The organism is Ornithinimicrobium avium (assembly GCF_003351765.1).
GTDB classification, from domain to species: domain Bacteria; phylum Actinomycetota; class Actinomycetes; order Actinomycetales; family Dermatophilaceae; genus Ornithinicoccus; species Ornithinicoccus avius.
Window position 1 is genome coordinate 129,114 of record NZ_CP031229.1, and the last position, 20,618, is coordinate 149,731.

Annotated in this window: 22 protein-coding genes; 16 read left to right on the top strand and 6 right to left on the bottom strand. The window is 71.6% G+C overall.

Translation table 11 applies throughout. The annotated features are described in order from the left end of the window. Window positions 1-28 precede the first annotated feature (28 nt). Window positions 29-1,111: an IS630 family transposase gene (locus DV701_RS00615; protein ID WP_114926648.1), complete on the top strand. Its 1,083-nt coding sequence runs from the start codon at window positions 29-31 to the stop codon at window positions 1,109-1,111. A gap of 607 nt (window positions 1,112-1,718) precedes the next feature. Here DV701_RS00615 and DV701_RS00620 read toward each other — a convergent pair. Continuing rightward, a complete protein-coding gene (locus DV701_RS00620; protein WP_114926649.1) occupies window positions 1,719-3,284 on the bottom strand; it encodes an IS1380 family transposase in 1,566 nt (521 codons plus the stop codon). A gap of 274 nt (window positions 3,285-3,558) precedes the next feature. Here DV701_RS00620 and DV701_RS00625 point away from each other — a divergent pair, with 274 nt between their 5' ends. Together DV701_RS00625 and DV701_RS00630 are read left to right on the top strand one after the other, a co-directional pair. Then, complete coding sequence (locus DV701_RS00625) at window positions 3,559-4,824, top strand: DUF3238 domain-containing protein (RefSeq protein ID WP_162802741.1); 1,266 nt, start codon at window positions 3,559-3,561, stop codon at window positions 4,822-4,824. Beyond that, on the top strand, window positions 4,821-5,240 hold the full coding sequence (locus DV701_RS00630; RefSeq protein WP_114926651.1) for a hypothetical protein: 420 nt from the start codon (window positions 4,821-4,823) through the stop codon (window positions 5,238-5,240). Before DV701_RS00625 ends, DV701_RS00630 begins: the two co-directional genes overlap by 4 nt. 48 nt (window positions 5,241-5,288) lie before the next feature. Here the strand turns inward: DV701_RS00630 and serB are convergent, their stop codons facing one another. After that, window positions 5,289-6,167, bottom strand: a complete 879-nt coding sequence (serB, locus tag DV701_RS00635; RefSeq protein ID WP_114926652.1) for a phosphoserine phosphatase SerB — start codon at window positions 6,165-6,167, stop codon at window positions 5,289-5,291. Between the two features lie 218 nt (window positions 6,168-6,385). Here serB and rplS point away from each other — a divergent pair, with 218 nt between their 5' ends. The 9 genes from rplS (at window position 6,386) to DV701_RS00680 (ending at window position 13,130) form a co-directional block, all read left to right on the top strand. After that, on the top strand, window positions 6,386-6,787 hold the full coding sequence (rplS, locus tag DV701_RS00640; protein ID WP_114926653.1) for a 50S ribosomal protein L19: 402 nt from the start codon (window positions 6,386-6,388) through the stop codon (window positions 6,785-6,787). Between the two features lie 119 nt (window positions 6,788-6,906). Next, complete coding sequence (gene lepB / locus DV701_RS00645) at window positions 6,907-7,674, top strand: signal peptidase I (RefSeq protein WP_228255134.1); 768 nt, start codon at window positions 6,907-6,909, stop codon at window positions 7,672-7,674. Window positions 7,675-7,676: 2 nt separating this feature from the next. Then, a complete protein-coding gene (locus DV701_RS00650) occupies window positions 7,677-8,390 on the top strand; it encodes a ribonuclease HII (protein ID WP_267874141.1) in 714 nt (237 codons plus the stop codon). Continuing rightward, the gene (locus tag DV701_RS00655) at window positions 8,387-8,710 is read left to right on the top strand and encodes a DUF2469 domain-containing protein (protein WP_114926654.1); all 324 of its coding nucleotides are present in this window, start codon (window positions 8,387-8,389) and stop codon (window positions 8,708-8,710) included. The genes DV701_RS00650 and DV701_RS00655 overlap by 4 nt, the downstream gene beginning before the upstream one ends. A 130-nt stretch (window positions 8,711-8,840) precedes the next feature. After that, entirely contained in the window at window positions 8,841-9,221 is a 381-nt protein-coding gene (locus tag DV701_RS00660) for a YraN family protein (RefSeq protein ID WP_114926655.1), read from the top strand. Continuing rightward, window positions 9,221-10,747 (top strand): YifB family Mg chelatase-like AAA ATPase, encoded by a 1,527-nt coding sequence (locus tag DV701_RS00665; protein WP_114926656.1) that lies wholly within the window; start codon window positions 9,221-9,223, stop codon window positions 10,745-10,747. Before DV701_RS00660 ends, DV701_RS00665 begins: the two co-directional genes overlap by 1 nt. Further along, window positions 10,744-11,865, top strand: a complete 1,122-nt coding sequence (gene dprA, locus DV701_RS00670; protein ID WP_114926657.1) for a DNA-processing protein DprA — start codon at window positions 10,744-10,746, stop codon at window positions 11,863-11,865. The genes DV701_RS00665 and dprA overlap by 4 nt, the downstream gene beginning before the upstream one ends. 77 nt (window positions 11,866-11,942) lie before the next feature. Continuing rightward, entirely contained in the window at window positions 11,943-12,584 is a 642-nt protein-coding gene (locus DV701_RS00675) for a M23 family metallopeptidase (protein ID WP_162802742.1), read from the top strand. A 78-nt stretch (window positions 12,585-12,662) separates the two neighbouring features. Next, window positions 12,663-13,130, top strand: coding sequence for an SRPBCC family protein (locus DV701_RS00680; RefSeq protein WP_114926659.1), 468 nt, complete (start codon window positions 12,663-12,665; stop codon window positions 13,128-13,130). Window positions 13,131-13,376: 246 nt separating this feature from the next. Here DV701_RS00680 and DV701_RS00685 read toward each other — a convergent pair whose 3' ends face one another. From DV701_RS00685 to DV701_RS00695, 3 genes are read right to left on the bottom strand one after another with little or no spacing between them, the layout of a single operon-like run. Continuing rightward, window positions 13,377-14,285: a tyrosine recombinase XerC gene (locus tag DV701_RS00685; protein ID WP_114926660.1), complete on the bottom strand. Its 909-nt coding sequence runs from the start codon at window positions 14,283-14,285 to the stop codon at window positions 13,377-13,379. Continuing rightward, window positions 14,282-14,851 (bottom strand): RDD family protein, encoded by a 570-nt coding sequence (locus DV701_RS00690; protein WP_114926661.1) that lies wholly within the window; start codon window positions 14,849-14,851, stop codon window positions 14,282-14,284. The genes DV701_RS00685 and DV701_RS00690 overlap by 4 nt, the downstream gene beginning before the upstream one ends. Before the next feature lie 13 nt (window positions 14,852-14,864). Beyond that, window positions 14,865-16,028, bottom strand: coding sequence for a pyridoxal phosphate-dependent aminotransferase (locus DV701_RS00695; RefSeq protein ID WP_114926662.1), 1,164 nt, complete (start codon window positions 16,026-16,028; stop codon window positions 14,865-14,867). 250 nt (window positions 16,029-16,278) lie between these two features. On the opposite strand from DV701_RS00695, the gene rpsB reads away from it, so the two are divergent. Beyond that, window positions 16,279-17,289: a 30S ribosomal protein S2 gene (rpsB, locus tag DV701_RS00700; RefSeq protein WP_114926663.1), complete on the top strand. Its 1,011-nt coding sequence runs from the start codon at window positions 16,279-16,281 to the stop codon at window positions 17,287-17,289. A gap of 45 nt (window positions 17,290-17,334) precedes the next feature. Further along, window positions 17,335-18,162: a translation elongation factor Ts gene (gene tsf, locus DV701_RS00705; protein WP_114926664.1), complete on the top strand. Its 828-nt coding sequence runs from the start codon at window positions 17,335-17,337 to the stop codon at window positions 18,160-18,162. A gap of 55 nt (window positions 18,163-18,217) precedes the next feature. On the opposite strand, the gene DV701_RS00710 is transcribed toward tsf, so the two are convergent. Further along, on the bottom strand, window positions 18,218-19,117 hold the full coding sequence (locus tag DV701_RS00710) for an NUDIX hydrolase (RefSeq protein ID WP_114926665.1): 900 nt from the start codon (window positions 19,115-19,117) through the stop codon (window positions 18,218-18,220). Between the two features lie 99 nt (window positions 19,118-19,216). Between DV701_RS00710 and pyrH the strand changes: the two genes are divergently transcribed. Together pyrH and frr are read left to right on the top strand one after the other, a co-directional pair. After that, on the top strand, window positions 19,217-19,990 hold the full coding sequence (gene pyrH, locus DV701_RS00715; protein ID WP_114926666.1) for a UMP kinase: 774 nt from the start codon (window positions 19,217-19,219) through the stop codon (window positions 19,988-19,990). A gap of 45 nt (window positions 19,991-20,035) precedes the next feature. Further along, window positions 20,036-20,602 carry a ribosome recycling factor gene (gene frr, locus DV701_RS00720; protein ID WP_114926667.1) on the top strand — a complete coding sequence of 189 codons (567 nt, stop codon included), beginning with the start codon at window positions 20,036-20,038 and terminating at the stop codon, window positions 20,600-20,602. Window positions 20,603-20,618: the final 16 nt, after the last annotated feature.

Sequence of the window (20,618 nt, forward strand, 5' to 3'; positions counted from 1 at the left end):
AACGGTTGGTGATTTGGGAAGATGGGGCATGGCGAATCGTGCTGCTCCGGCGCTGACGTTGCGTGAGGGTGATCGAGGGGAGCTGGAGCGGTTGCACCGCTCGACTGCTGCTCGTGCTGGTGAGGTGCTGCGGGCGCGGATCGTGCTGGCGGCCGCGGACGGGGAGGCGAACGAGCGGATCGCCCAGCGGCTGGAGACGTCGAAGGCGACGGTGCTGAAGTGGCGGGGCCGGTACCAGGCCAAGGGGTTGGCCGGCCTGTCGGACGAGGCGAGGTCGGGGCGGCCGCGGACGGTGGATCACGCGCGGATCGTGTCGGTGACCCTGGCGCCGCCGAGGAAGTACGGGGTGACGCACTGGTCGACGCGGCTGCTGGCCCGGCACCTGGGGATCGGGAACAGGACCGTCGCGACGGCGTGGCGCGAGTACGGGGTGCAGCCGTGGCGGGCCGAGACGTTCAAGTTCTCCACCGACCGGGAGCTGGTGGCGAAGGTCACCGACGTGGTTGGGCTCCACCTGGCGCCGCCGGAGAACGCGATCGTGCTGTGCGTGGACGAGAAGTCCCAGATCCAGGCGCTGGACCGTACCGCGCCGATGCTGCCGATGCAGCCCGGGCTGCCCGAGCGGCGCACCCATGACTACAAGCGGCACGGCACCTCTACGCTGTTTGCCGCGCTGGAGATCGCCACCGGCAAGGTCACCGGGGCGTGCAAGCCGCGACACCGCCACCAGGAGTTCCTCGCCTTTCTCAAGCAGGTCGCCAGGGCCTATCCGGACACCGGGGATGGGACCGAGCTGCACCTGGTGATGGACAACTACGCCGCGCACAAGAAGGCCGAGGTGCGGGACTGGCTCGCGGCCAACCCACGGATCCAGGTCCACTTCACCCCGACCTCCGGTTCCTGGCTCAACCTGGTCGAGGTCTGGTTCGGGATCATCGAGCGCCAGGCCATCCACCGCGGCAGCTTCGGCTCGGTCAAGGACCTGAACGCCAAGATCCGCGCCTTCATCAACGGCTGGAACGACCGCTGTCATCCCTTCGTGTGGACCAAGACCGCGGACGAGATCCTCAAGAATGCCAACCGTCAGCCAACTTTAAACACGGGGCACTAGTCGCGCCTTCTGAGCAGGCGTGCGATCGCGCGGGTCGCCAGGAGGACCGTCAGGAAGGACGCCGCGACCACCGAGGAACCGAAGGCCGCTGCCCGATCCGCTGACGAGCCAGGCGCCGGCGACCCAGACCAGGCCGGTCGCCAGGATCTGGGCTGCCCGGTGCTCGACGGCGCTCACGCCCGTGGACCGGCGCCTGCTCCAGCCGGCGGCGGCAAGCACCCGCGCCGCCGCCGCCGGGAGGCGGCCCCGGACCCCAGGGCCCGGAGATACTACTGGATGCCGCCCCCCACCGCCGCGACCACCAGGCGCCCCAGCAGCACGGGCTGCGCTGCCCGCGCGACGACCTGGCCCAGGCTCGTGATGGTGACCTGCTCGCGTCTGGAACAGGATGACCGCGTCGGTGGCAACCGCCACGGCAAGAACTGCGGTGCCGACGGCCTTCACCTCGATGATTCACGGCGGTGATGTGGGGTCCTGAGTTCGTGTCGCGGTCCGCGCCGGGTGGCCGCGGTGGCGGTGGGCAGGGTCGGGGCCCGATCCGCTCGGGTGGGCGCCGGGTTCCACTGCTCGGGTGTGCTGGGGTGGTGGGTGGACAAGGACACTGTCGTCAGGCCGGGTGCAGTGCGCGGAGGCGGTCGAACGCGTCGGCGAGGTGGGTGGCCCAGGCCCATCCGGTGGGGATCTTCAGCACCCGTTTCCTGGCGTGGCGCACGTATCGGGCTGGTGCGGACAGCAGCCGGAACCGCAGGGCCTTGGGCTCGGCGACGGCGAGGTCATCCTCCAGGGCGAGCAGCCGCAGCCAGGCCAGCACGGTGACGGCGTGGGCGGCCAGGTGCAGCCAGGCACTGTTGCGGTCGTAGGAGGTCGAGGGAAGCCGGGTGGCCCCGCAGGCCTTGAGCTCCTTGATCCGGTCCTCCACGTGCGCCTGGGTGCGGTGCCGGACGTCCAGGTGCTGGACCTGACCGGTGGGCGTGTTCGTGGCGAACGCGCCGTAGCGCCAGTTCGGGTCCTGCCCCAGCTGCGCCTGCTCCCCGGGTGAGCGCGGAGTGCGGCGGGCGAAGATCCGCATGTCGCCCGGCCACCCCGACAGCAGGTCACCGGTGTGACTGTGTCGTAGGAGCCCGGTCAGCTCCACGACCTGCGCGTGCTCCTCGGCCCCACCGGTCGCGGTCAGCCCCGCTGACCAGTCACCCTCGCCGGTAGCCTCGATCGCGGACCGGGTGCGGGCATCGACGGGCCACCCGATGGAGTACTCCACCCCTCGCCCGCGTCGCCCGTGCTGACCAGCGGTGTTCAGGGCGTCCAGGTGCTCGACGAGGCCGTGGGAGGCACCGGCCCCGTCCACGCTCACCAGCACCTCGCGGCGGTGCGCCGCGGGCACCTGGGCCAGCGCCGCGTCCAGCACCTTCACGTGGTCGGCGGCGGTGAACGAGCCGGCCGACCCGACCCGGTTCATCATCGCCAGGTTCTCGCCCGTGTTCGAGCACCACGCGGTGAGGGGGTGGAAGCCGAACCCCTTGTAGTTCGCCTCCGCGCCCTCCTTGGCCGAGGCGGCCGCGATCACCGTCGCGTCCAGACGGATCACCAGCACCGGCACGTCCTCACCCCGGCCCGGGCGGGTCAGGTCCTTGCCGGCGACCCGAACCGCGGGCAGCCTCCCGTGCCGGGCCACGATCTGCTCCCAGGCGCGGGAGCGGACCTTGGCGGTGGCCCGCGCCAACGCCCGCCCGGCCAGCCCGTCCTCACCGAGTCGGTCGGCGTACTCACCCAGCACCCGCAGCACCGTGGTGTCGCTGGCCCCACCGGCCGGGCCGAACAGCTCGACCTGGGCGGTCATCGCCTCCACGTCGCTCAGGCACCGCGCCCCGGACGCCAACGCGGCGACCGTGTCCGTGACCGCCCGGCCACGGTCCCGGCCCGGGCGGAAGCCACGCCGGGCGAGCACGTCCCGGAACGCGCCCGTGAGCCCGACCCGGTCGGCCAGCAGCCGGGGCAGCACCACCCCCGCGTGCGCCACCGTCCCAGCGCCTTCCGCCTTCACCAGCAGGCTCTTCGACCAGGCTGCCTCAGCAGCAGCCGTCCCGCTTGTACGCTTCACCTTGAGGGTGTCCCTTCCCGGGTATGAATCCAGATCTAGACAATCCGTATTCTCCCAGGTCAGGGACACCCTCACCCCCGCGACACGCTACTTACCGGCCCTGCCCGACTCCCCTAGTGAATACTCCAGGTTCAGGCCCGCCATAACGTGCTCGGTAGCTATCAGGAAGCACTTCATGCATGGCCCTGTCCCGGCATCGTCCCGGCAGCAGTTCGATGCTTGACTCCGTCCGGAGGAAACCGGTAGTCTCGCGCCAACGTGCGCGGCAGCGTAGCCAGCACACAACAAGATCGGGGGCCTCGTCATGGAGGTATCACGAAATGCTCGATTCGTCGCCTGGATTAGCGCCGTGGTTGTCTCGGCCGCTTCGGCCTTGACCACGCTCCCAGTGGCCTTTGCAGCTTCTAACATCGATGTGGCGTTCGACTCAAACGGGGCGTTGGTCGTGTCCGAGAACGGCGTCAGCCTCCAGATGACCGTCATGGAAGAGTCGGACAACACCCTGGTAATCTCGACTGGGTCAACCTCCTCTGGCGCCCTGGTTGAAAGCGTGGTCTACTTGGTGCCGGACCCTGACCCTGCACCTACCGCGCCGACCATGACGAGTGGCGATTATACTGACGGTGTGGTCGCGTTTACTGAAGAGCCGGACGTCGTGACCCCTGACCAGTACGGGGAGGAATTTTATTCCCCCGCAGAATACGACTCTGAGACGCTGATTCCCTTAGTTGGTGAGGTGAGCACGGGTGCTGAGGTGATTATCGTCAGCGGGGTGCTGCCCGTGGGTGGTGACGGCGGCGGCGGAGGAGGAGGGACTTTGCCAGTCGAGCCGCCCGTCGTGGAAGTATTCAAGGATGGTCAGCACGCCGGCGCCTTGGATGCGAAGGGAACGTTCAGGGACAACGACGTGGTGCCAAGTCACTCATACACCTACGAGTTGGTAGGCGAAGACGGAGCCGTCATTGTTCAGGCTGGTGCCTACCAGAGCCAGGCAGTTACCAGTGGGGCCCTTCGGAACGACCGGATCTGGTTCAACTACAAGACCTTCATCCCCAACGAGAGGGTGTCGGTGTTTTCTGGCTCGGTGTGTCGCCCCTGGTGGACCGTCGGGAAGATCTACTTTGCGGGCGACGACCGTTCGTGGAGTGCGACTTCAAGCCGGTACCGGACTCGAGCGCAGGTAAAGGCTGACTTCACGTCGAGCTCGAGGGGTGTTTATCTAAACAAGTGGGTTTCGAGTACGAAGAGATACAAAGATGCAACTAGCACCAAGGTGGTCGCCTCCGCTACGGCGAGTAGCAAGAACATCAAGTTGAGCAATGTAAAAATGGGCACTAGCTCCGCTTCGTACCGCCTCAAGCACGACGTCGCGAACCCGCTTTGCTACGCCGCGGGCGGCATCTGGTACCAAGTCGATGCCACAGTGTGGAGGAATGGAACGGCCAGTTTCTATGGGCATCATTTGTTGGCGCCGAACCATGAGGCGTACGTGGTTGGCAGCCAGGGAGGCTCATACCAGACAGTAGCAAGACGTGCCCTCAGGAGTTTCGTGTGCCTGAATGTGGACTGCGGGACAGGGGCGTGGAGCAAATCTTTCAGCAAATCCGTAGCATGAAGTTGCCGGCGCGGACCGCGGCCTCGATTGTCCGTGGCCTGATCCTCATCCTCGTCATCGGTGGTATCTGGATCGCCCCATTGGCGGTGAGTCGGTTCCCAGACCCAGGGGACGTTCTTGGCGCGACAGTGCTCCTTGGCCTCGCCGCGGCAGCTGTGCTGTCCTGGGGGGTCGCTTCGAGCAGATTGAGCCAGGCTGGCCGGGTGATGTACGTAATTGTGTCCGGACTGACCATCTTCATAGGGCTTTTTATCGCCGTGCCGTTGACTGGGTGGTGGCAACTGCCGATCGGCTCGACCGGGTTCATTATTTTCGCATTTCCGGCCTGGTCCTGCATGGTTCTCTTCTTTGCTATGGCGATGGAGGCTAGGTCTGCGCGTCGGGCCAGGAGGTCCAGCGAGAAGATCGCCAGTTGACGGGAAACCGGTCTGATCCAGCACGATGAACCGGAGTGCAGTGCCAGATCAGACGCGCGCGAACGAGTCCGCAACGTACCCCTGGAGGTAGAGCACCGCGGTGAGGTCGCCGTGGTTGACGCGGACGGCGCACTGCTGCGCCACGGCGGGCTTGGCGTGCAGCGCCACCCCGGTGCCGGCCAGTCGTAGCATGCCGAGGTCGTTGGCGCCGTCGCCGACCGCGACCGCGTCCGCAGGAGTCAGGCCGAGACGGGCGGTCATCTCCCGCAGCACGGCGACCTTGGCCTCGCGGCCCACGACCGGCTCGACCACCCGCCCGGTGAACCGCTCCCCGTCGACGGCCAGCGTGTTGGCGCGGTGCTCGTCGAAGCCGAGGGCGCCGGCGACCGCCTGGGTGAACGGGGTGAACCCGCCCGAGACGAGCGCCGTGTAGCCGCCGTGCGCCCGCATCGTCGCGACCAGCTGCGGGCCGCCGGGGGCGAAGGTGATCCGCTCGGCCAGCACCGTGTCCACGACGGAGGTCGCTAGCCCCTCCAGCAGGGCCACCCGGGCGCGCAGCGACTCCACGAAGTCGAGCTCGCCGTCCATCGCGCGCGCCGTGATCGCGGCCACCTGCGCGCCGACCCCGGAGTGCGCCGCGAGCTCGTCAATGCACTCCTGCTCGATCATCGTGGAGTCCATGTCCGCCAGGAGGAGCTGCTTGCGCCGGCCCTCCGCGGGCTGGACGACCAAATCGAAGCCCCTCTCCTGCCAGCGCTCCCACACCTCCCACAGGTCCGTCGGCACGTCTGGCAGGTCGGCCTCGAGCGCGACGCCGGCGGAGAGCCAGCGCGGGTCGCGCGCGCCCCAGGCCCGGGCCAGCTCCTCGACGGCCGCGTCGGTGAGGTCCGCGCGCTGGGGGGCCGCGAGGAGGGTGAGGGTGTGCACGCGGTGATCGTAGGCGGTGCCGCCGACTTGGTCGCGGGGCGCCGGGTCTGGCAGACTTGACCCTTGCGTCCCGGCACCGTGCCACCACCTCGCACCCCTGCCACAGGGGGAGCCGTGCGAGCGGAACGGAGCCGGAGAGACGGCATACCGACAGCGTGCCCGACCCGGGCACCAGACCGCCGTGGGTGACCTGTGGCAGCCACGACCAGGAGACGACCATGCACAAGCTCGACGCGCTGGACAGCGCCAGCCTGCGGACCGACATCCCGGACTTCCGCGCTGGCGACACCGTCAACATCCACGTGAAGGTCATCGAGGGCAGCCGCTCCCGTGTCCAGATCTTCAAGGGCGTCGTGATCCGCCGCCACGGCGGGGGGATCGGCGAGACCTACACCGTGCGCAAGGTCTCCTTCGGGGTCGGCGTGGAGCGCACCTTCCCGCTGCACTCCCCGAACGTGGAGAAGATCGAGATCGTCAGCCGCGGCGTCGTGCGTCGCGCCAAGCTCTACTACCTGCGCGACCTGCGCGGCAAGGCCGCCCGCATCCGCGAGCGCCGCGAGACCGTGCCGACCTCGGGCAAGGCCGCCGAGCAGGCCCCGGCGCCGGCTGAGCAGGCCTGAGCCGGCACCACATACCCGGGCGATCCCCCGTCGGAGAAGGTTCCGGCGGGGGATCGTCGTTTCTCCCAGCCCCCGGCGCTAGGGTCGGTGGGTCTGCGGACGAGAGGACAGGACGGCACGTGAGCGACCCGAGCAGGGACGAGGTGCTCCCCGAGGAGCAGGACGGGCAGCACCAACGGCAGGGCCGCGGGGACGACGGGCGCCGGCGCGGTCGGCTGTGGCCCGCACTGCGCGAGATCGCGATGATCACCGTGACCGCGCTGGTCATCTCCTTCGTCATCAAGTCCTTCGTCGCGCAGGCCTTCTGGATCCCGTCGGGGTCCATGGAGGACACGCTCGTCTACGGCGACCGGGTGATGGTGAGCAAGATCCAGGCCGGGCCGATGAAGGTCGAGCGCGGCGACATCGCCGTCTTCGAGGACCCGGGCAGCTGGCTCGGACCGATGCCGCAGAAGGACCGCGGCCCGGTGGTGGGCGCCGTCCTCGACGTGCTGGAGTTCGTCGGTGTCGTGCCGGTCGCTCACGGCAACCACCTGATCAAGCGGGTCATCGGTGTCGGCGGCGACCATGTCGCCTGCTGCGACGAGGAGGGGCGGCTGACGGTCAACGGCGAGCCGCTCGACGAGCCCTACCTCTACCCGGGCGACGACCCGAGCGACATCCCGTTCGACATCACCGTGCCCGACGACAGCATCTGGGTGATGGGTGACCACCGCTCCAACTCCAGCGACTCGCGGATGCACGACGACGGGACCGGCGCGACCGGCTCGGTGCCGCGCGACCACGTCGTCGGCCAGGCGTTCGTGCTGCTCTTCCCGCTGGACCGGATCACCTGGTTCTCCATCCCGCAGACTTTCGACGACGTCCCTGCCGCGGGGTCGACGTGACCGTGCGCGTCACCCGCACGACGACCCTCCGCCAGGGCCCGGGCCGGCCCAGCCTGCGCGTGGAGCGGACGCTCCAGCGCGAGGGGTATGCCGTGCTCGTCGGGATGGACGAGGTCGGCCGCGGGGCGCTCGCGGGTCCGGTCTCGGTCGGGGTGTGCGCGATCGACGCGACGTGCCGGTCCGCGCCGGCGGGGGTGCGCGACAGCAAGCTGCTGAGCCCGGCGGCGCGGGAGTCGCTGGTCCCGCGGATCCGGCGGTGGAGCCTGGCCCACGCGGTCGGGCACGCCTCCCCGGCGGAGATCGACGAGCTGGGCATCATGGCCGCGCTGCGGCTCGCGGGGGAGCGGGCGCTGGCGCAGCTGGACCTCGTCCCGGACCTGGTCCTGCTGGACGGCAACCACGACTGGCTCACCGACCCGGCGCGGGTGGGCCTGCTGGGGCTGCTGGACGGCCCTGCGCCCGGCCCGCCGGTGCGCACGATGATCAAGGCCGACCTGCGGTGCTCCTCGGTCGCGGCGGCCTCCGTCCTGGCCAAGGTCGAGCGCGACGCGATGGTGGTGGCGCGCTCGCCGGAGCATCCGGCCTACGGTTGGGAGCACAACAAGGGCTACGCAGCGCCGGAGCACCAGGAGGCCCTCCGGGTGCACGGGCCGACCTCCTACCACCGGAGGAGCTGGCGGCTGGCGGGCACCGTCGAGGAAGGGAGCGTGCCGTGAGCGCCGAGGACCTGGAGAGGTACGAGACCGACATGGAGCTCGCGCTGTACCGCGAGTATCGCGACGTCGTCGGGCTCTTCTCGCACGTCGTGGAGACCGAGCGGCGGTTCTACCTGGCCAACGAGGTGGATGTGCAGGTGCGCACCGGCGGCGGGGAGACGTGGTTCGAGGTGACGATGAGCGACGCGTGGGTGTGGGACGTCTACCGTCCGGCCCGGTTCGTGAAGAAGGCGCGTGTCATCACCTTCAAGGACGTCAACGTCGAGGAGCTGGCCAAGAGCGACCTCGAGATCCCCAAGGACGGCCCCTTCGGCGGGTAGCGCGCCGCCCGCCGTCGTCCACATCCTGCTCGCCCGGCCTCCGCTGTCCACAGCGCGGGGCCGGTGTCTTGTCCGGGGCCCTCCCGCGTCGTTGGCTGGGGCGATCCGAGGACGACGAGGAGGAGGGGACATGGTTGCTGGGGGTATGCCGTGGCGCCGGGCGCGCGACGTGGGCGACCGGGGCGAGGACCTCGCCCTGGCGCACCTGGAGGCGCTGGGCTGGGTGGTGGTCGAGCGCAACTGGCGGTGCCGGCTCGGGGAGATCGACCTGGTGCTGCGCGACCCGGACGGGCTGCTCGTCTTCTGCGAGGTCAAGACGCGCCGGTCCGACCGGTGCGGGCTGCCCGTGGAGGCGGTCGGCCGCGACAAGGCCAGGCGGCTGCGGACCCTGGCGTGGGCCTGGCTGCAGGAGCGCGGGGTGCGCGCCCCGCGGTTCCGCATCGACCTGGTGGGCGTGCTCTGGCTGCCCGGGCAGGAGCCGCGGGTCGACCACCTCGAGGCGGTGGCCTGATGGGTTTTGGACGCACGCGCGGGCTCACGCTGTCCGGGGTCGAAGGGCGCGTGGTCACCGTCGAGGCCCAGTGCAGCGGCGGCGTCCCGGTCTTCGTGATGAGCGGTCTGGCCGACAGCGCCTGCCGGCAGGCCACCGACCGGGTGCGTCCCGCCATCCGCAACCTGGGCATCACGCTGACCGCGGGACGCTGGACGGTCAACCTCTCGCCCGCAGGTCTGCCCAAGACGGGCAGCGGCCTGGACCTGGCGGTCGCAACGGCCCTGCTCGCCGCCGACGGACATCTGGACGGAGGGCAGATCGACCAGGTCGCCCACCTCGGGGAGGTCGGGCTGGACGGCACCATCCGCCCCGTCGCCGGGACCCTGCCGATGGTGGCCGCCGCCGCCGCGGACGGGGTGCGCGAGGTGATGGTCTGCCCGGTGTCCGCCCCGGAGGCCGCGCTCGTGGCAGGGGTCCGGGTGCTGCCGGTGCACACGCTCGCGCAGGTTCGCGAGTTCTACGAGGCCCGCGCCGCGGGGACGGACCCCGTGCTGCCCCGTCCGGTCGCCCCACCGGTCGACCCGCCGCCGGCCCCGGACCTCGCCGACGTCGTCGGGCAGGCGGTGGCGCGCTCGGCCCTCGAGCTGGCCGCAGCGGGCGGGCACAACCTCATGCTGGTGGGGCCGCCCGGGGCGGGCAAGACGATGCTCGCGCAGCGTCTCCCCGGGATCCTGCCGCCGCTGGGGCAGGAGGACGCGCTCGCCGTGACCGCGGTCCACTCGGTGCTGGGACTGCTGCCCTCGGGCGGCGTGCTGCTGCGGCACGCGCCCTTCGTCGCCCCGCACCACGGAGCCTCGATGGCCTCGGTGATCGGCGGCGGCAGCGGGGTGGTGCGCCCGGGCGCCGTGTCCCGCGCTCATCGGGGCGTGCTCTTCCTGGACGAGGCGCCGGAGTTCCGTCGGGACGTGCTGGACGGCCTGCGTCAGCCCCTGGAGTCCGGCGAGGTCGTGATCGCCCGCGCCGACCGGCACGTGCGTCTCCCGGCCCGCTTCCAGCTGGTGCTCGCCGCCAACCCGTGCCCCTGCGGGGGATCCGGCGGGTGCTCGTGCGCGCCGCTTCACCGGCAGCGCTACCTCTCCCGGCTCTCCGGGCCGCTGCTGGACCGCGTCGACATCAAGGTGGCGGTCAGCGCGGTCGCCCGGGCCGACCTTCGGGCCGGCCCCGGCGAGCCGTCGGCGCGTGTCGCCGAACGGGTGCGTGGGGCCCGCGAGCGTCAGGCGCGGCGCTGGGCCGACCATCCTTGGTCGCTGAACTCCGACGTCCCGGGGGCCGCTCTGCGGGAGGGCAGGTGGCGGCTGCCCGACCGGGACCGGCGGCCGCTGGACGAGTCGCTCGACCTGGGTCTGATCACCCTGCGCGGGCTCGACCGGTGCCTGCGCGTGGCGTGGACGCTCGCGGACCTCGAGGGCGTCGACGCCCCGCGCTACCCGCACGTCGCGCACGCCCTGATGATGCGCGAGGCCCAGGGGGTGAAGGCGGCATGACCGAGCTGCTGCGACCGCTGACCGACCGTGCGGCCCGGCTGCTGCTGTCCCGGGTCGCCGAACCGTACGACGAGAAGGTCCAGGAGCTCGTGGCCGCGCACGGCGTCGCCGACCTCGTCGGCTACGCCATCCGAGACGGCCGCACGCCGGAGGGTGACCGGCTCGACCGCCTCCGCTCCCGGCTGCCGACGGCGCGGGACGTGGACGAGCGGCAGATCTGCGGCTCGCTCGGTGCCCGCGTCCTGGTGCCCGGCGACGAGGAGTGGCCCACGGGGCTGGACGACCTGCAGCACCCGCCGTGGTGCCTCTGGGTCAGAGGGCCCCTCGGCGTGCCGGAGGCGACGGTCCGCAGCGTGGCGATGGTGGGCTCGCGCGCCAGCACGGCCTACGGCGACGAGGTGACCGCACGGATGGCCTACGGCCTAGTCGAGCGGGGGTTCACCACCGTCTCCGGTGCCGCGTACGGGATCGACGCCGCGGCGCACCGCGCGACCCTCCGCGCGGACGGGCTCACCGTGGCGGTGCTCGCCGGCGGGATCGACGTCCCCTACCCACGCGCCAACACCGACCTGCTGGTGGCGATCGCCCGTACGGGGGCCGTGGTCAGCGAGACGCCGCCCGGGGGAGCGCCGGCCAGGATGCGGTTCCTGGCCCGCAACCGGATCATCGCCGCACTCACCCCGGGCACGGTCGTGGTGGAGGCCAACCTGCGCTCGGGCGCGCGCAGCACCGCCAGGGAGGCGCGTGACCTCGGCCGGCACGTCATGGCCGTCCCCGGGCCGGTGACGAGCGCGATGTCGTCGGGGTGCCACGAGGAGATCCGGCTCGGCAGCACGCTGGTCACCGACGCGGCGGAGGTGGCCGACCTCGTCGGCCGCATCGGGGAGGACATGGCGCCGGTCAAGCGCGGCGAGGACCGGCCCGAGGACTCCCTCGAGCCGGAGACGAGGCGGGTGTGGCAGTGGCTGCGCCCCAGGGCCTCCACGAGCGTCGACGAGCTGATGATCCGGTCCGGCCTGGACCTCGGCGAGGTGCTCGTCGCCCTCGCCGAGCTGGAGCAGCTCGGCCTGGCCGACCACCTGCTCGACGGGTGGAAGAGGGCGGGTGGACGACGATGACCCGGGGGACGCTACCGTCGGGCCGACGATCGGCAGGTCAGGTCGCCAGGCGCCTCCTGTCCGCCGTCCTCGGGCCGGTGCTCCTCTCCCTGCTGCTGGCCCCCGGTGCCGCGGTCGCCGAGCTGTCGCCGGACCGTGCGTCGTCCGCCCGGGTGGTCGTGGAGGACCGCGTCGCGCACGTCGTGGAGGGCCTGGGAGCGCCGGTGGACGGGAGCGTGCTGTCGACGGTGCTCGGTGTGCGGGATCCGGCACCGAGGTCGCGGTTCGGTGCCGGCGGTGGGGACCGCACGGAGACGTCGGCGTGGGGCTGGCCGCTCGCCGGCCACCCCGCCGTCGTGCGCCGGTTCGACCCGCCGCAGGAGCGCTGGTCGGCGGGACACCGGGGGATCGACCTCGCCGGCCTCGTGGGCGAGCCCGTCCTCTCCGTCGACGCGGGGGTGGTGGCCTTCAGCGGAGTCGTGGCCGGCGTCGGGGTGGTCTCGGTCGACCATGCCAGCGGCCTGCGGAGCACCTACCAGCCCGTGACCGACCGCGTGGCGCGCGGGACCCGGCTCGGCCGCGGGGACCGCCTGGGAGCGCTGGACGAGGGAGGCCATTGCGTCCTGCGGGACTGCCTGCACCTTGGTGCCCGGCGGGGACGCCACCACTACGTCGACCCCGAGCCGCTGCTGCGCCCGGTCACGCTCTCGCTGCTGCCGGTCCCGCCTGAGGGGCGCTGACCCGCCCGGCACCACGGGTCGGACCGTGCCACGGCGCAGCCGACCCACGGACAGCCGGGAGCGTGGTTCCATGTCCTCATGACGGACGACGAGCACGGTTCCCGCGTCGTGTCGGCCAGCCGCGAGGTGGCCGCGCCGGCGGAGCAGGTCTTCGAGCTGATCGCCGACCCGGCGCGGCAACCCCAGTGGGACGGCAACGACAACCTTGGCTCCAGCGCCGAGGGCCACCGCGTCAGGGCGGTCGGCGACAGCTTCGTGACCGAGCTGAAGAGCGGAAAGCTGCGGGAGAACCACGTCGTGGAGTTCGAGGAGGGCCGGTTGATCGCGTGGCGCCCCTCGGAGGTCGGCTCGCAGCCCTTCGGCCACCTGTGGCGGTGGGAGCTTAAGCCGACGCCGGACGGGACCACCCGGGTGACGCACACGTACGACTGGACGCAGCTGACCGACCGGTCACGGTTCGAACGGGCGAGGTCCACCACGGCGGAGCGGCTGTCCGCATCGCTGGACCGCCTCGCCGCGCTGGTCGAGGGTCAGCACGGGGCCTGAGGGACCCGCGGCCCGTCGGGGCCTTCAGCGTGCTGTCAGGTCAGTGGGTGGGCCTCGGTGTCGCTGTTTCGCCCGGCGTGCACGATGGGCCCCTACCTGGGCAGACATGGGCGTTCGCGCGATCGTGCACGCCGGGCGAAGCACGGCGGGTGGCTCCGGCCCGGCGATCGCACCCGGCGGCAGCCGGTCACGGGGCCCGGAGGACGCGGTGGTGGTCTCTGTCCCGGTGCCGGCTGGGCGGCGCGCTCAGGCCCTGGGGTGGGCCTGCTCGTAGGCGGCCCTCAGCCGGTCCACCGAGACGTGCGTGTAGATCTGGGTGGTGGCCAGGCTGCTGTGCCCCAGCAGCTCCTGCACGGTGCGCAGGTCTGCCCCGCCCTCGAGGAGGTGGGTGGCCGCGCTGTGCCGCAGCCCGTGCGGTCCCAGGTGCGGCGCGTCGGGCAGGTGCTCCAGCAGCCGCTGCAGGGCCGAGCGCACCTGCCGCTGGTCGACCCGGCGACCCCGCCTGCCGAGGAAGAGCGCGGGGCCGGACTCGGCAGTGACCAGCTGCGGGCGCGCGGTGCGCAACCACGTCGCGAGAGCGTCCGCGGCCGGGGAGCCGAAGGGCACGATGCGCTCCTTGTCGCCCTTGCCGAGCACCCGGGCGGTGCCGACGGACAGGTCGACGTCGTCGACGTCCAGCCCCGTCAGCTCCCCGACGCGCATGCCCGAGGCGTAGAGCAGCTCCAGCGCGGCCCGGTCCCGCACGGCCACCGGGTCGGCGTCGTCGGTGGCCACGGCCGCCAGGTCCATCAGCTCGGCGGCCTGGCCCTGGCGCAGCACGCCGGGCAGGTGCTTGTCCCGACCGGGGGCGACGAGCCGCACGGACGGGTCCCGGGGGAGCCGGCCGGTGCGCACGGCCCAGCGGAAGAAGGTGCGCGCGGCGGCGGCCCTCCTCGAGACCGTGGACCGGGTCACCCCGGCGTCGCCCTGCGAGGCGAGCCAGCTGCGCAGCTCGGCCAGCCGCACGTCGCTCAGCCCCTGGACCCCCTGCGCCTCCAGGTGGGACAGCAGCGAGCGCAGGTCGCCGACGTAGGCCCGCACGGTGTTGGCCGAGCGGCCCTTCTCGACCAGCAGGTGCTGCTCGAAGGCGACCAGCGTCTCCGTGTCCGCGCTCACGGGGCTGCCCCTCCCGCAGGGCTCCACGAGGCCCTCTCCACTCGGGTCCCCGCCATCCGGTCGTGCAGCCCGCGTCCGCCGATCAGCGCCGGCGCGGCGCACGCGGCCGCGAGCACGAGAGACAGCACGGTGAGGGTGATCGCGGCGGCCGTCTGCACCTCGAAGATGGCTCGGGTCACGCCCAGGTGGGCGATCTCCCAGGGGAGCGCCTTGACGATGTTGCGCAGCCAGACCTGCCCGGTGCCTGCCCGCCCGCCGGATGCGTCCACCACGACCAGTCCAGCCCACCGCTTGCCCAGCGTGGCCCGTCGGCGCGACGACTCCGTCACGGACAGGTAGACGACGAACGGCACGACGGTGGCCAGCGTGATCAGCAGGTCGGCGACGAGCAGCTGTCGTCCCGAAGGGGCCGCCGGGGCATCGCCGGTGAGCAGCGGCCGCGTCAGCAGACCGACGAGGGCGAGGAGGCCCAGCCACGCGGCCACCACGAACCAGTCACCCAGCCAGGAGCGCACCCGCGCGACAGGAGCCGGGCGCCAGGTGGTGACGGGGGGAGCGGACGGCATACCGCTTAGGCTGTCACGCCCGTGCGAGCCCGTGGAGGCGGCGCGCCGCCTCCCGGAGCACCTCCTCCCGCTTGCAGAAGGCGAAGCGCACCAGGGAGGCGACCGGCTCCGGCTCCTGCACGAAGACCGAGACGGGGACGCCGACCACGCCCACCTCCTCGGGCAGCCGGCGGCAGAAGTCCACCGCGTCGGTGACCCCGTGCGGCGCGAAGTCGGCGATCACGAAGTAGGTGCCCTGGCACGGCGAGACCGGCACCCCGACGTCGGTGAGCGCCTCGACCAGCACGTCCCTCCTGGCCTGCAGGTCGCTCGCCAGACCCGCGAAGAACTCGTCCGGCATGCGCAGTCCGTGGGCGGTGGCGGGCTGCACGTGGCTCACGCCCACGAAGGTGAGGAACTGCTTGACCGCCGCCACCGCGTCGACGAGCTCCGCCGGCCCGGTGACCCAGCCGGTCTTCCAGCCGGTGAAGGAGAAGGTCTTGCCCACCGAGGAGATCGTCAGCGTCCGCTCGGCCATGCCGGGCAGCGTCGCGACCGGGACGTGCTGCAGCCCGTCGAAGACGAGATGCTCGTAGACCTCGTCGGCGACGACCACCAGGTCGTGCTCCCGGGCCACCTGCGCGACCTGCTCCAGCTCCGCGCGGGAGAAGACCTTGCCCGTCGGGTTGTGCGGCGTGTTGAGCAGCAGGACGCGCGTCCGGTCGCTCACCGCGGCGCGCAGCGCGGCGACGTCCAGCGCCAGGTCGGGGAAGCGCAGCGGGACGGTGCGCAGCACGCCGCCGGCCATCGCCACGCACGCCGCGTAGGAGTCGTAGTAGGGCTCGACCATCACCACCTCGTCGCCCGGCTCCACCAGCGCGATCAGGCTGGCGGCGATCGCCTCGGTCGCCCCCACCGTCACCAGGACCTGGGTCTGCGGGTCCAGGGGTATGCCGTAGAAGCGCTCCTGGTGCTCGGCCACCGCCTCCCGCAGCACCGGGAGCCCGCGTGCGGGGGCGTACTGGTTGAGCCCCTCGTGCAGGCCGCGTGCCGCGATCTCGACCATCGCGGCCGGACCGTCGGTGTCGGGGAAGCCCTGCCCGAGGTTGACGGCGTCGAAGCGGAGGGCCCGCTGCGTCATCTCTGCGAAGACGGTGGTGCCGAAGGGCTGCAGGCGGGCGACGAGCGGTGAGGTCATGCCCGCCACCGTAGCGAGCCGCCCGCTGCGGCGATTCGGTCGGGGAGCCCGGCTGCCGTAGGATGATGCGCACGTGCGGTGTGTCCTGCCCCGGCACCTCCGAGGCGAGGCACCTGCACGAATTTCGCGCCCGGGCATGGTCGAGCACGCTCGACGTCGTCCCTCGCGGTCCCGTCACCACCGGTGCCGGGTGGGGGGCGTCCCCGGGCCAGGAACCAACTGCACCTGCAACAGAAAGCGAGACCACGGCATGGCCGTCGTCACCATGCGCCAGCTCCTCGAGAGCGGCGTCCACTTCGGGCACCAGACCCGTCGCTGGAACCCCAAGATGAAGCGCTTCATCATGACCGAGCGCAACGGCATCTACATCATCGACCTGCAGCAGTCGCTGACCTTCCTCAACGAGGCCTACGACTTCGTCAAGCAGACCGTCGCCCACGGCGGCTCCATCCTCTTCGTCGGCACCAAGAAGCAGGCGCAGGAGTCGATCGCCGAGCAGGCCACCCGCGTGGGGATGCCCTACGTCAACCACCGCTGGCTGGGCGGCATGCTCACCAACTTCCAGACCGTCTCCAAGCGCCTGGCGCGCATGAAGGAGCTCGAGGAGGTCGACTTCGACGACGTGGCCGGCAGTGGCCGCACGAAGAAGGAGCTGCTCATGATGCGTCGTGAGTTCGTCAAGCTCCAGAAGGAGCTCGGTGGCATCCGCGACATGCAGAGGGTGCCCTCGGCCGTGTGGATCGTCGACACCAAGAAGGAGCACCTGGCGGTCACCGAGGCGCGCAAGCTCGGCCTGCCGGTCGTGGCGATCCTCGACACCAACTGCGACCCGGACGAGGTCGACTACAAGATTCCCGGCAACGACGACGCCATCCGCTCGGTCACGTTGCTGACCCGCGTCGTGGCCGACGCCGTGGCCGACGGCCTGATGTCCCGCTCCGGCGGCGGCTCCACCGACGGCGAGACCGCCGAGAACGAGCCGATGGCCGAGTGGGAGCGCGAGCTGCTCGCCGGTGCCGAGGCGGCCGCTGCCGCCGCGCCCGAGGCCGAAGAGGCCCCGGCGCAGGACGACGCCCCGGTCGAGACCCCGGCCGCCGCGAGCCCCGAGGCTCCGGTCGCCGAGACTGCCGAGGCTCCGGTCGCCGAGACTGCCGAGGCCCCGGTCGCCGAGACCCCCGAGGCGACCGCCGAGGAGACCCAGGCCGAGGCCCAGGAGGCGGTGGCCGGGCAGGCTCCCGCCACCGACGCCCAGCAGTCCTGACCACCGCGACGCACACCTACCTCCAGAAGGAGCGAGACAGCACACATGGCGAACTACACCGCCGCTGACATCAAGACCCTGCGCGAGAACACCGGCGCCGGGATGATGGACGTCAAGAAGGCCCTCGACGAGGCCGACGGCGACCTGGGCAAGGCCACCGAGATCCTGCGGGTCAAGGGCCTGAAGGGCGTGACCAAGCGCGAGGGCCGTTCGGCCTCCAACGGCCTGGTCCGCACCCAGGTCGACGGTGGCGTCGGCACGATGGTCGAGATCAACTGCGAGACCGACTTCGTGGCCAAGAACCCCAAGTTCGGCGAGCTGGCCGACCGGATCCTGGCTCAGGCCGTGGCGGTCGAGGCCGCCGACGCCGAGGCGCTGCTGGCCTCCGAGCTCGACGGCACGACGGTCAAGGACGTCCTCGACGACGCCAACGCCACCCTCGGCGAGAAGATCGAGGTCCGGCGCGTGGCCCGCCTCACCGGTGAGCGGGTCGTGTCCTACCTGCACAAGACCATGCCCGACCTGCCCGCGCAGATCGGCGTCCTCGTCGCCACCACCGGCGGCGACGAGCAGGTCGCCCGGGACATCGCGATGCACGTCGCCGCGTTCTCGCCCTCGGTCCTCACCCGCGAGGACATCGACGCCCAGACCGTGGAGAACGAGCGTCGCATCGCCGAGGAGACCGCCCGTGAGGAGGGCAAGCCCGAGCAGGCCCTGCCCAAGATCGTCGAGGGTCGCGTCAACGGCTTCTTCAAGGAGAACGTGCTGGTCGACCAGCCGTTCGCCAAGGACGCCAAGAAGACCGTGGCGCAGGTCGCCAAGGAGGCCGGAGCCGAGGTCACCGGGTTCGCCCGGTTCAAGGTCGGCGTCTGACCGCATCCTGGTCACCTGGTCCGAGGGCCCGTCGCAGCAGCGCTGCGGCGGGCCCTCAGCGTGGCCGGGGCAGCTTGGTGGCGACCACCTGCCGCTCGTCGAGCACCTCGCGGCGGAAGCGGTAGAGCCGCGCCGGCCGGCCCCCGGTCCGGCCGTCGGTGCCGCCCGTCGGCTCGACGAGGTCCTGCTGGGTCACCAGCCGTCGGAAGTTCTGCTTGTGCAGCGCCTGTCCCGCCAGGGCTTCCACGGCGGACTGCAGCTGGCCCAGGGTGAAGGTGTCGGGCACCAGCTCGAAGACGACGGGGTGGTACTGGATCTTGGCGCGCAGCCGGGCCAGGCCGGTGGACAGGATGCGCCGGTGGTCCCCGTCCATGCGCACGCCCGGGACCTCCCCGGGGTCCGCACCGCCCTCCGGGAGCAGGCCCGCCTCGTACAACAGCTCGTAGCGCTGCAGGACCAGCTCGGAGGACCAGGCCCTTCCCCCGAGCCCGAGGCACACCGCGGTCCGCAGGCCGCGCCGCGCACGCTCCTCGTGGTCCGCGCCGGCCGCGGACCACTCCTGCAGGCGCGGGGTGAGGACGTCGGCCACCAGCCCCGGGCCGTCGGCGCCGGGGCGGTGGTCCTCCCAGGGGAAGTAGGAGTACCAGTCGCGCCACTCCGCCCCGGGGGTGCCCACCAGGAAGGTCAGGCCGAGGTAGGAGACCGAGACGACGCGACCGCCGGAGCGGGACCGGTCGGGGTCGGCGAAGGTGTAGAGCTGCTCGACGTAGCCGAGCCGGTGCCCGGTCTGCTGCTCCACCCACGCGCTCAGGCCCGCCTGCATGGAACGGTGCTCGTCGTGCAGCGGCCCGGCCGGCAGGCGTCGACCACCGCCGGCCGTCAGGACGACCGGACGGTCCGCCGTCACCGCGGTCACGACCGCCACGAGCTCGGTCGCCGCACGCTCCTGGGTCATCCGCCCATGATGCCCCGGGCGCCCTACTGTGCCGGCCAGGCCCCGGGGTGTGGCAGGATCGGACGACCGCCCTTGCACCCACCCGGAGGTAGCTCCCGCATGTCGACGCCCGGCCCTGCGACCGTCCCCACCCCGACCTCGCCCGCCGCGCGTGAGGAGCCGCACAGCTCCCGGCGGGTGCTGCTCAAGCTCTCGGGGGAGGCCTTCGGCGGTGGCAAGGTCGGGCTGGACCCCGAGGTCGTGCGAACCCTCGCCAAGCAGATCGCGGCCGGTCAGCGCAGCGGCGTCGAGGTCGCCGTCGTCATGGGCGGCGGCAACTTCTTCCGCGGCGCCGAGCTCCAGCAGCGCGGCATGGAGCGGGCCCGCGCCGACTACATGGGCATGCTGGGCACCGTCATGAACTGCCTGGCCCTGCAGGACTTCCTCGAGAAGGAGGGCGTGGACACCCGCGTCCAGACCGCGATCACGATGGGGCAGGTCGCCGAGCCCTACATCCCCCGCAAGGCCATCCGCCACCTGGAGAAGGGCCGGGTCGTCATCTTCGGCGCCGGGGCGGGCATGCCCTACTTCTCCACCGACACCGTCTCGGCCCAGCGCGCGCTGGAGATCAAGTGCGACACGGTCCTGATGAGCAAGCACGGCGTCGACGGCGTCTACACCGCAGACCCGCGCACCGACGACTCCGCGGTCCGCCTCGACCAGCTGACCTTCTCGCAGGCCCTCGCGGGCAACCTGCGGGTGGTCGACGCCGCGGCGTTCAGCCTCTGCATGGACAACGACCTGCCCATGCTCGTCTTCGGCATCGACGGCGAGGACGCCATCACCCGGGCGATCAAGGGTGAGAAGATCGGCACACTGGTCACCGCGGGCTAAAGGCCCGCCCTAGCACGCACGACGCGACGAAGGAAGCGAGCAGCGATGTCCGAGGTCATCGAGTTGGCCCTCATGGAGGGCGAGGAAAAGATGGAGAAGGCGCTGGAGGTGGCGCGCGAGGACATGTCCTCGATCCGCACCGGCCGGGCCCACCCGGGGATGTTCGCCAAGATCCTCGTGGACTACTACGGGGCGCCGACGCCGCTGCAGCAGCTGGCCTCCTTCACGGTCCAGGACGCCCGCACGCTGCTGATCACGCCCTATGACAAGGGCGCGATGAGCTCCATCGAGAAGGGTCTGCGCGACTCCGACATGGGCGCCAACCCCAGCAACGACGGCAACGCGATCCGGATCGTGATCCCGCAGCTGACCGAGGAGCGTCGCAAGGAGTACATCAAGCTCGCCCACAGCAAGGGCGAGGACGCCAAGGTCACCATCCGGCACCTGCGTCGGCAGGCCAAGGACACCATCGACCGGGCCGTCAAGGACGGCGAGGTCGGCGAGGACGAGGGCACCCGCGCGGAGAAGGAGCTGGAAGCGCTCACCAGGAGGCACGTCGAGGCCGTCGACGAGATCCTCAAGGCCAAGGAGACCGAGCTGCTCGAGGTCTGAGGGCACCCGACCCCCT

Coding starts and splice junctions, on each gene's coding strand:
- rplS (WP_114926653.1), top strand. CDS start 6,386: ATGCACAAGCTCGACGCGCTGGACAGCGCCAGCCTGCGGACCGACATC.
- DV701_RS00660 (WP_114926655.1), top strand. CDS start 8,841: ATGGTTGCTGGGGGTATGCCGTGGCGCCGGGCGCGCGACGTGGGCGAC.
- tsf (WP_114926664.1), top strand. CDS start 17,335: ATGGCGAACTACACCGCCGCTGACATCAAGACCCTGCGCGAGAACACC.
- DV701_RS00690 (WP_114926661.1), bottom strand. CDS start 14,851: ATGCCGTCCGCTCCCCCCGTCACCACCTGGCGCCCGGCTCCTGTCGCG.
- rpsB (WP_114926663.1), top strand. CDS start 16,279: ATGGCCGTCGTCACCATGCGCCAGCTCCTCGAGAGCGGCGTCCACTTC.
- DV701_RS00695 (WP_114926662.1), bottom strand. CDS start 16,028: ATGACCTCACCGCTCGTCGCCCGCCTGCAGCCCTTCGGCACCACCGTC.
- DV701_RS00630 (WP_114926651.1), top strand. CDS start 4,821: ATGAAGTTGCCGGCGCGGACCGCGGCCTCGATTGTCCGTGGCCTGATC.
- DV701_RS00710 (WP_114926665.1), bottom strand. CDS start 19,117: ATGACCCAGGAGCGTGCGGCGACCGAGCTCGTGGCGGTCGTGACCGCG.
- dprA (WP_114926657.1), top strand. CDS start 10,744: ATGACCGAGCTGCTGCGACCGCTGACCGACCGTGCGGCCCGGCTGCTG.
- pyrH (WP_114926666.1), top strand. CDS start 19,217: ATGTCGACGCCCGGCCCTGCGACCGTCCCCACCCCGACCTCGCCCGCC.
- frr (WP_114926667.1), top strand. CDS start 20,036: ATGTCCGAGGTCATCGAGTTGGCCCTCATGGAGGGCGAGGAAAAGATG.
- DV701_RS00665 (WP_114926656.1), top strand. CDS start 9,221: ATGGGTTTTGGACGCACGCGCGGGCTCACGCTGTCCGGGGTCGAAGGG.
- DV701_RS00680 (WP_114926659.1), top strand. CDS start 12,663: ATGACGGACGACGAGCACGGTTCCCGCGTCGTGTCGGCCAGCCGCGAG.
- DV701_RS00615 (WP_114926648.1), top strand. CDS start 29: ATGGCGAATCGTGCTGCTCCGGCGCTGACGTTGCGTGAGGGTGATCGA.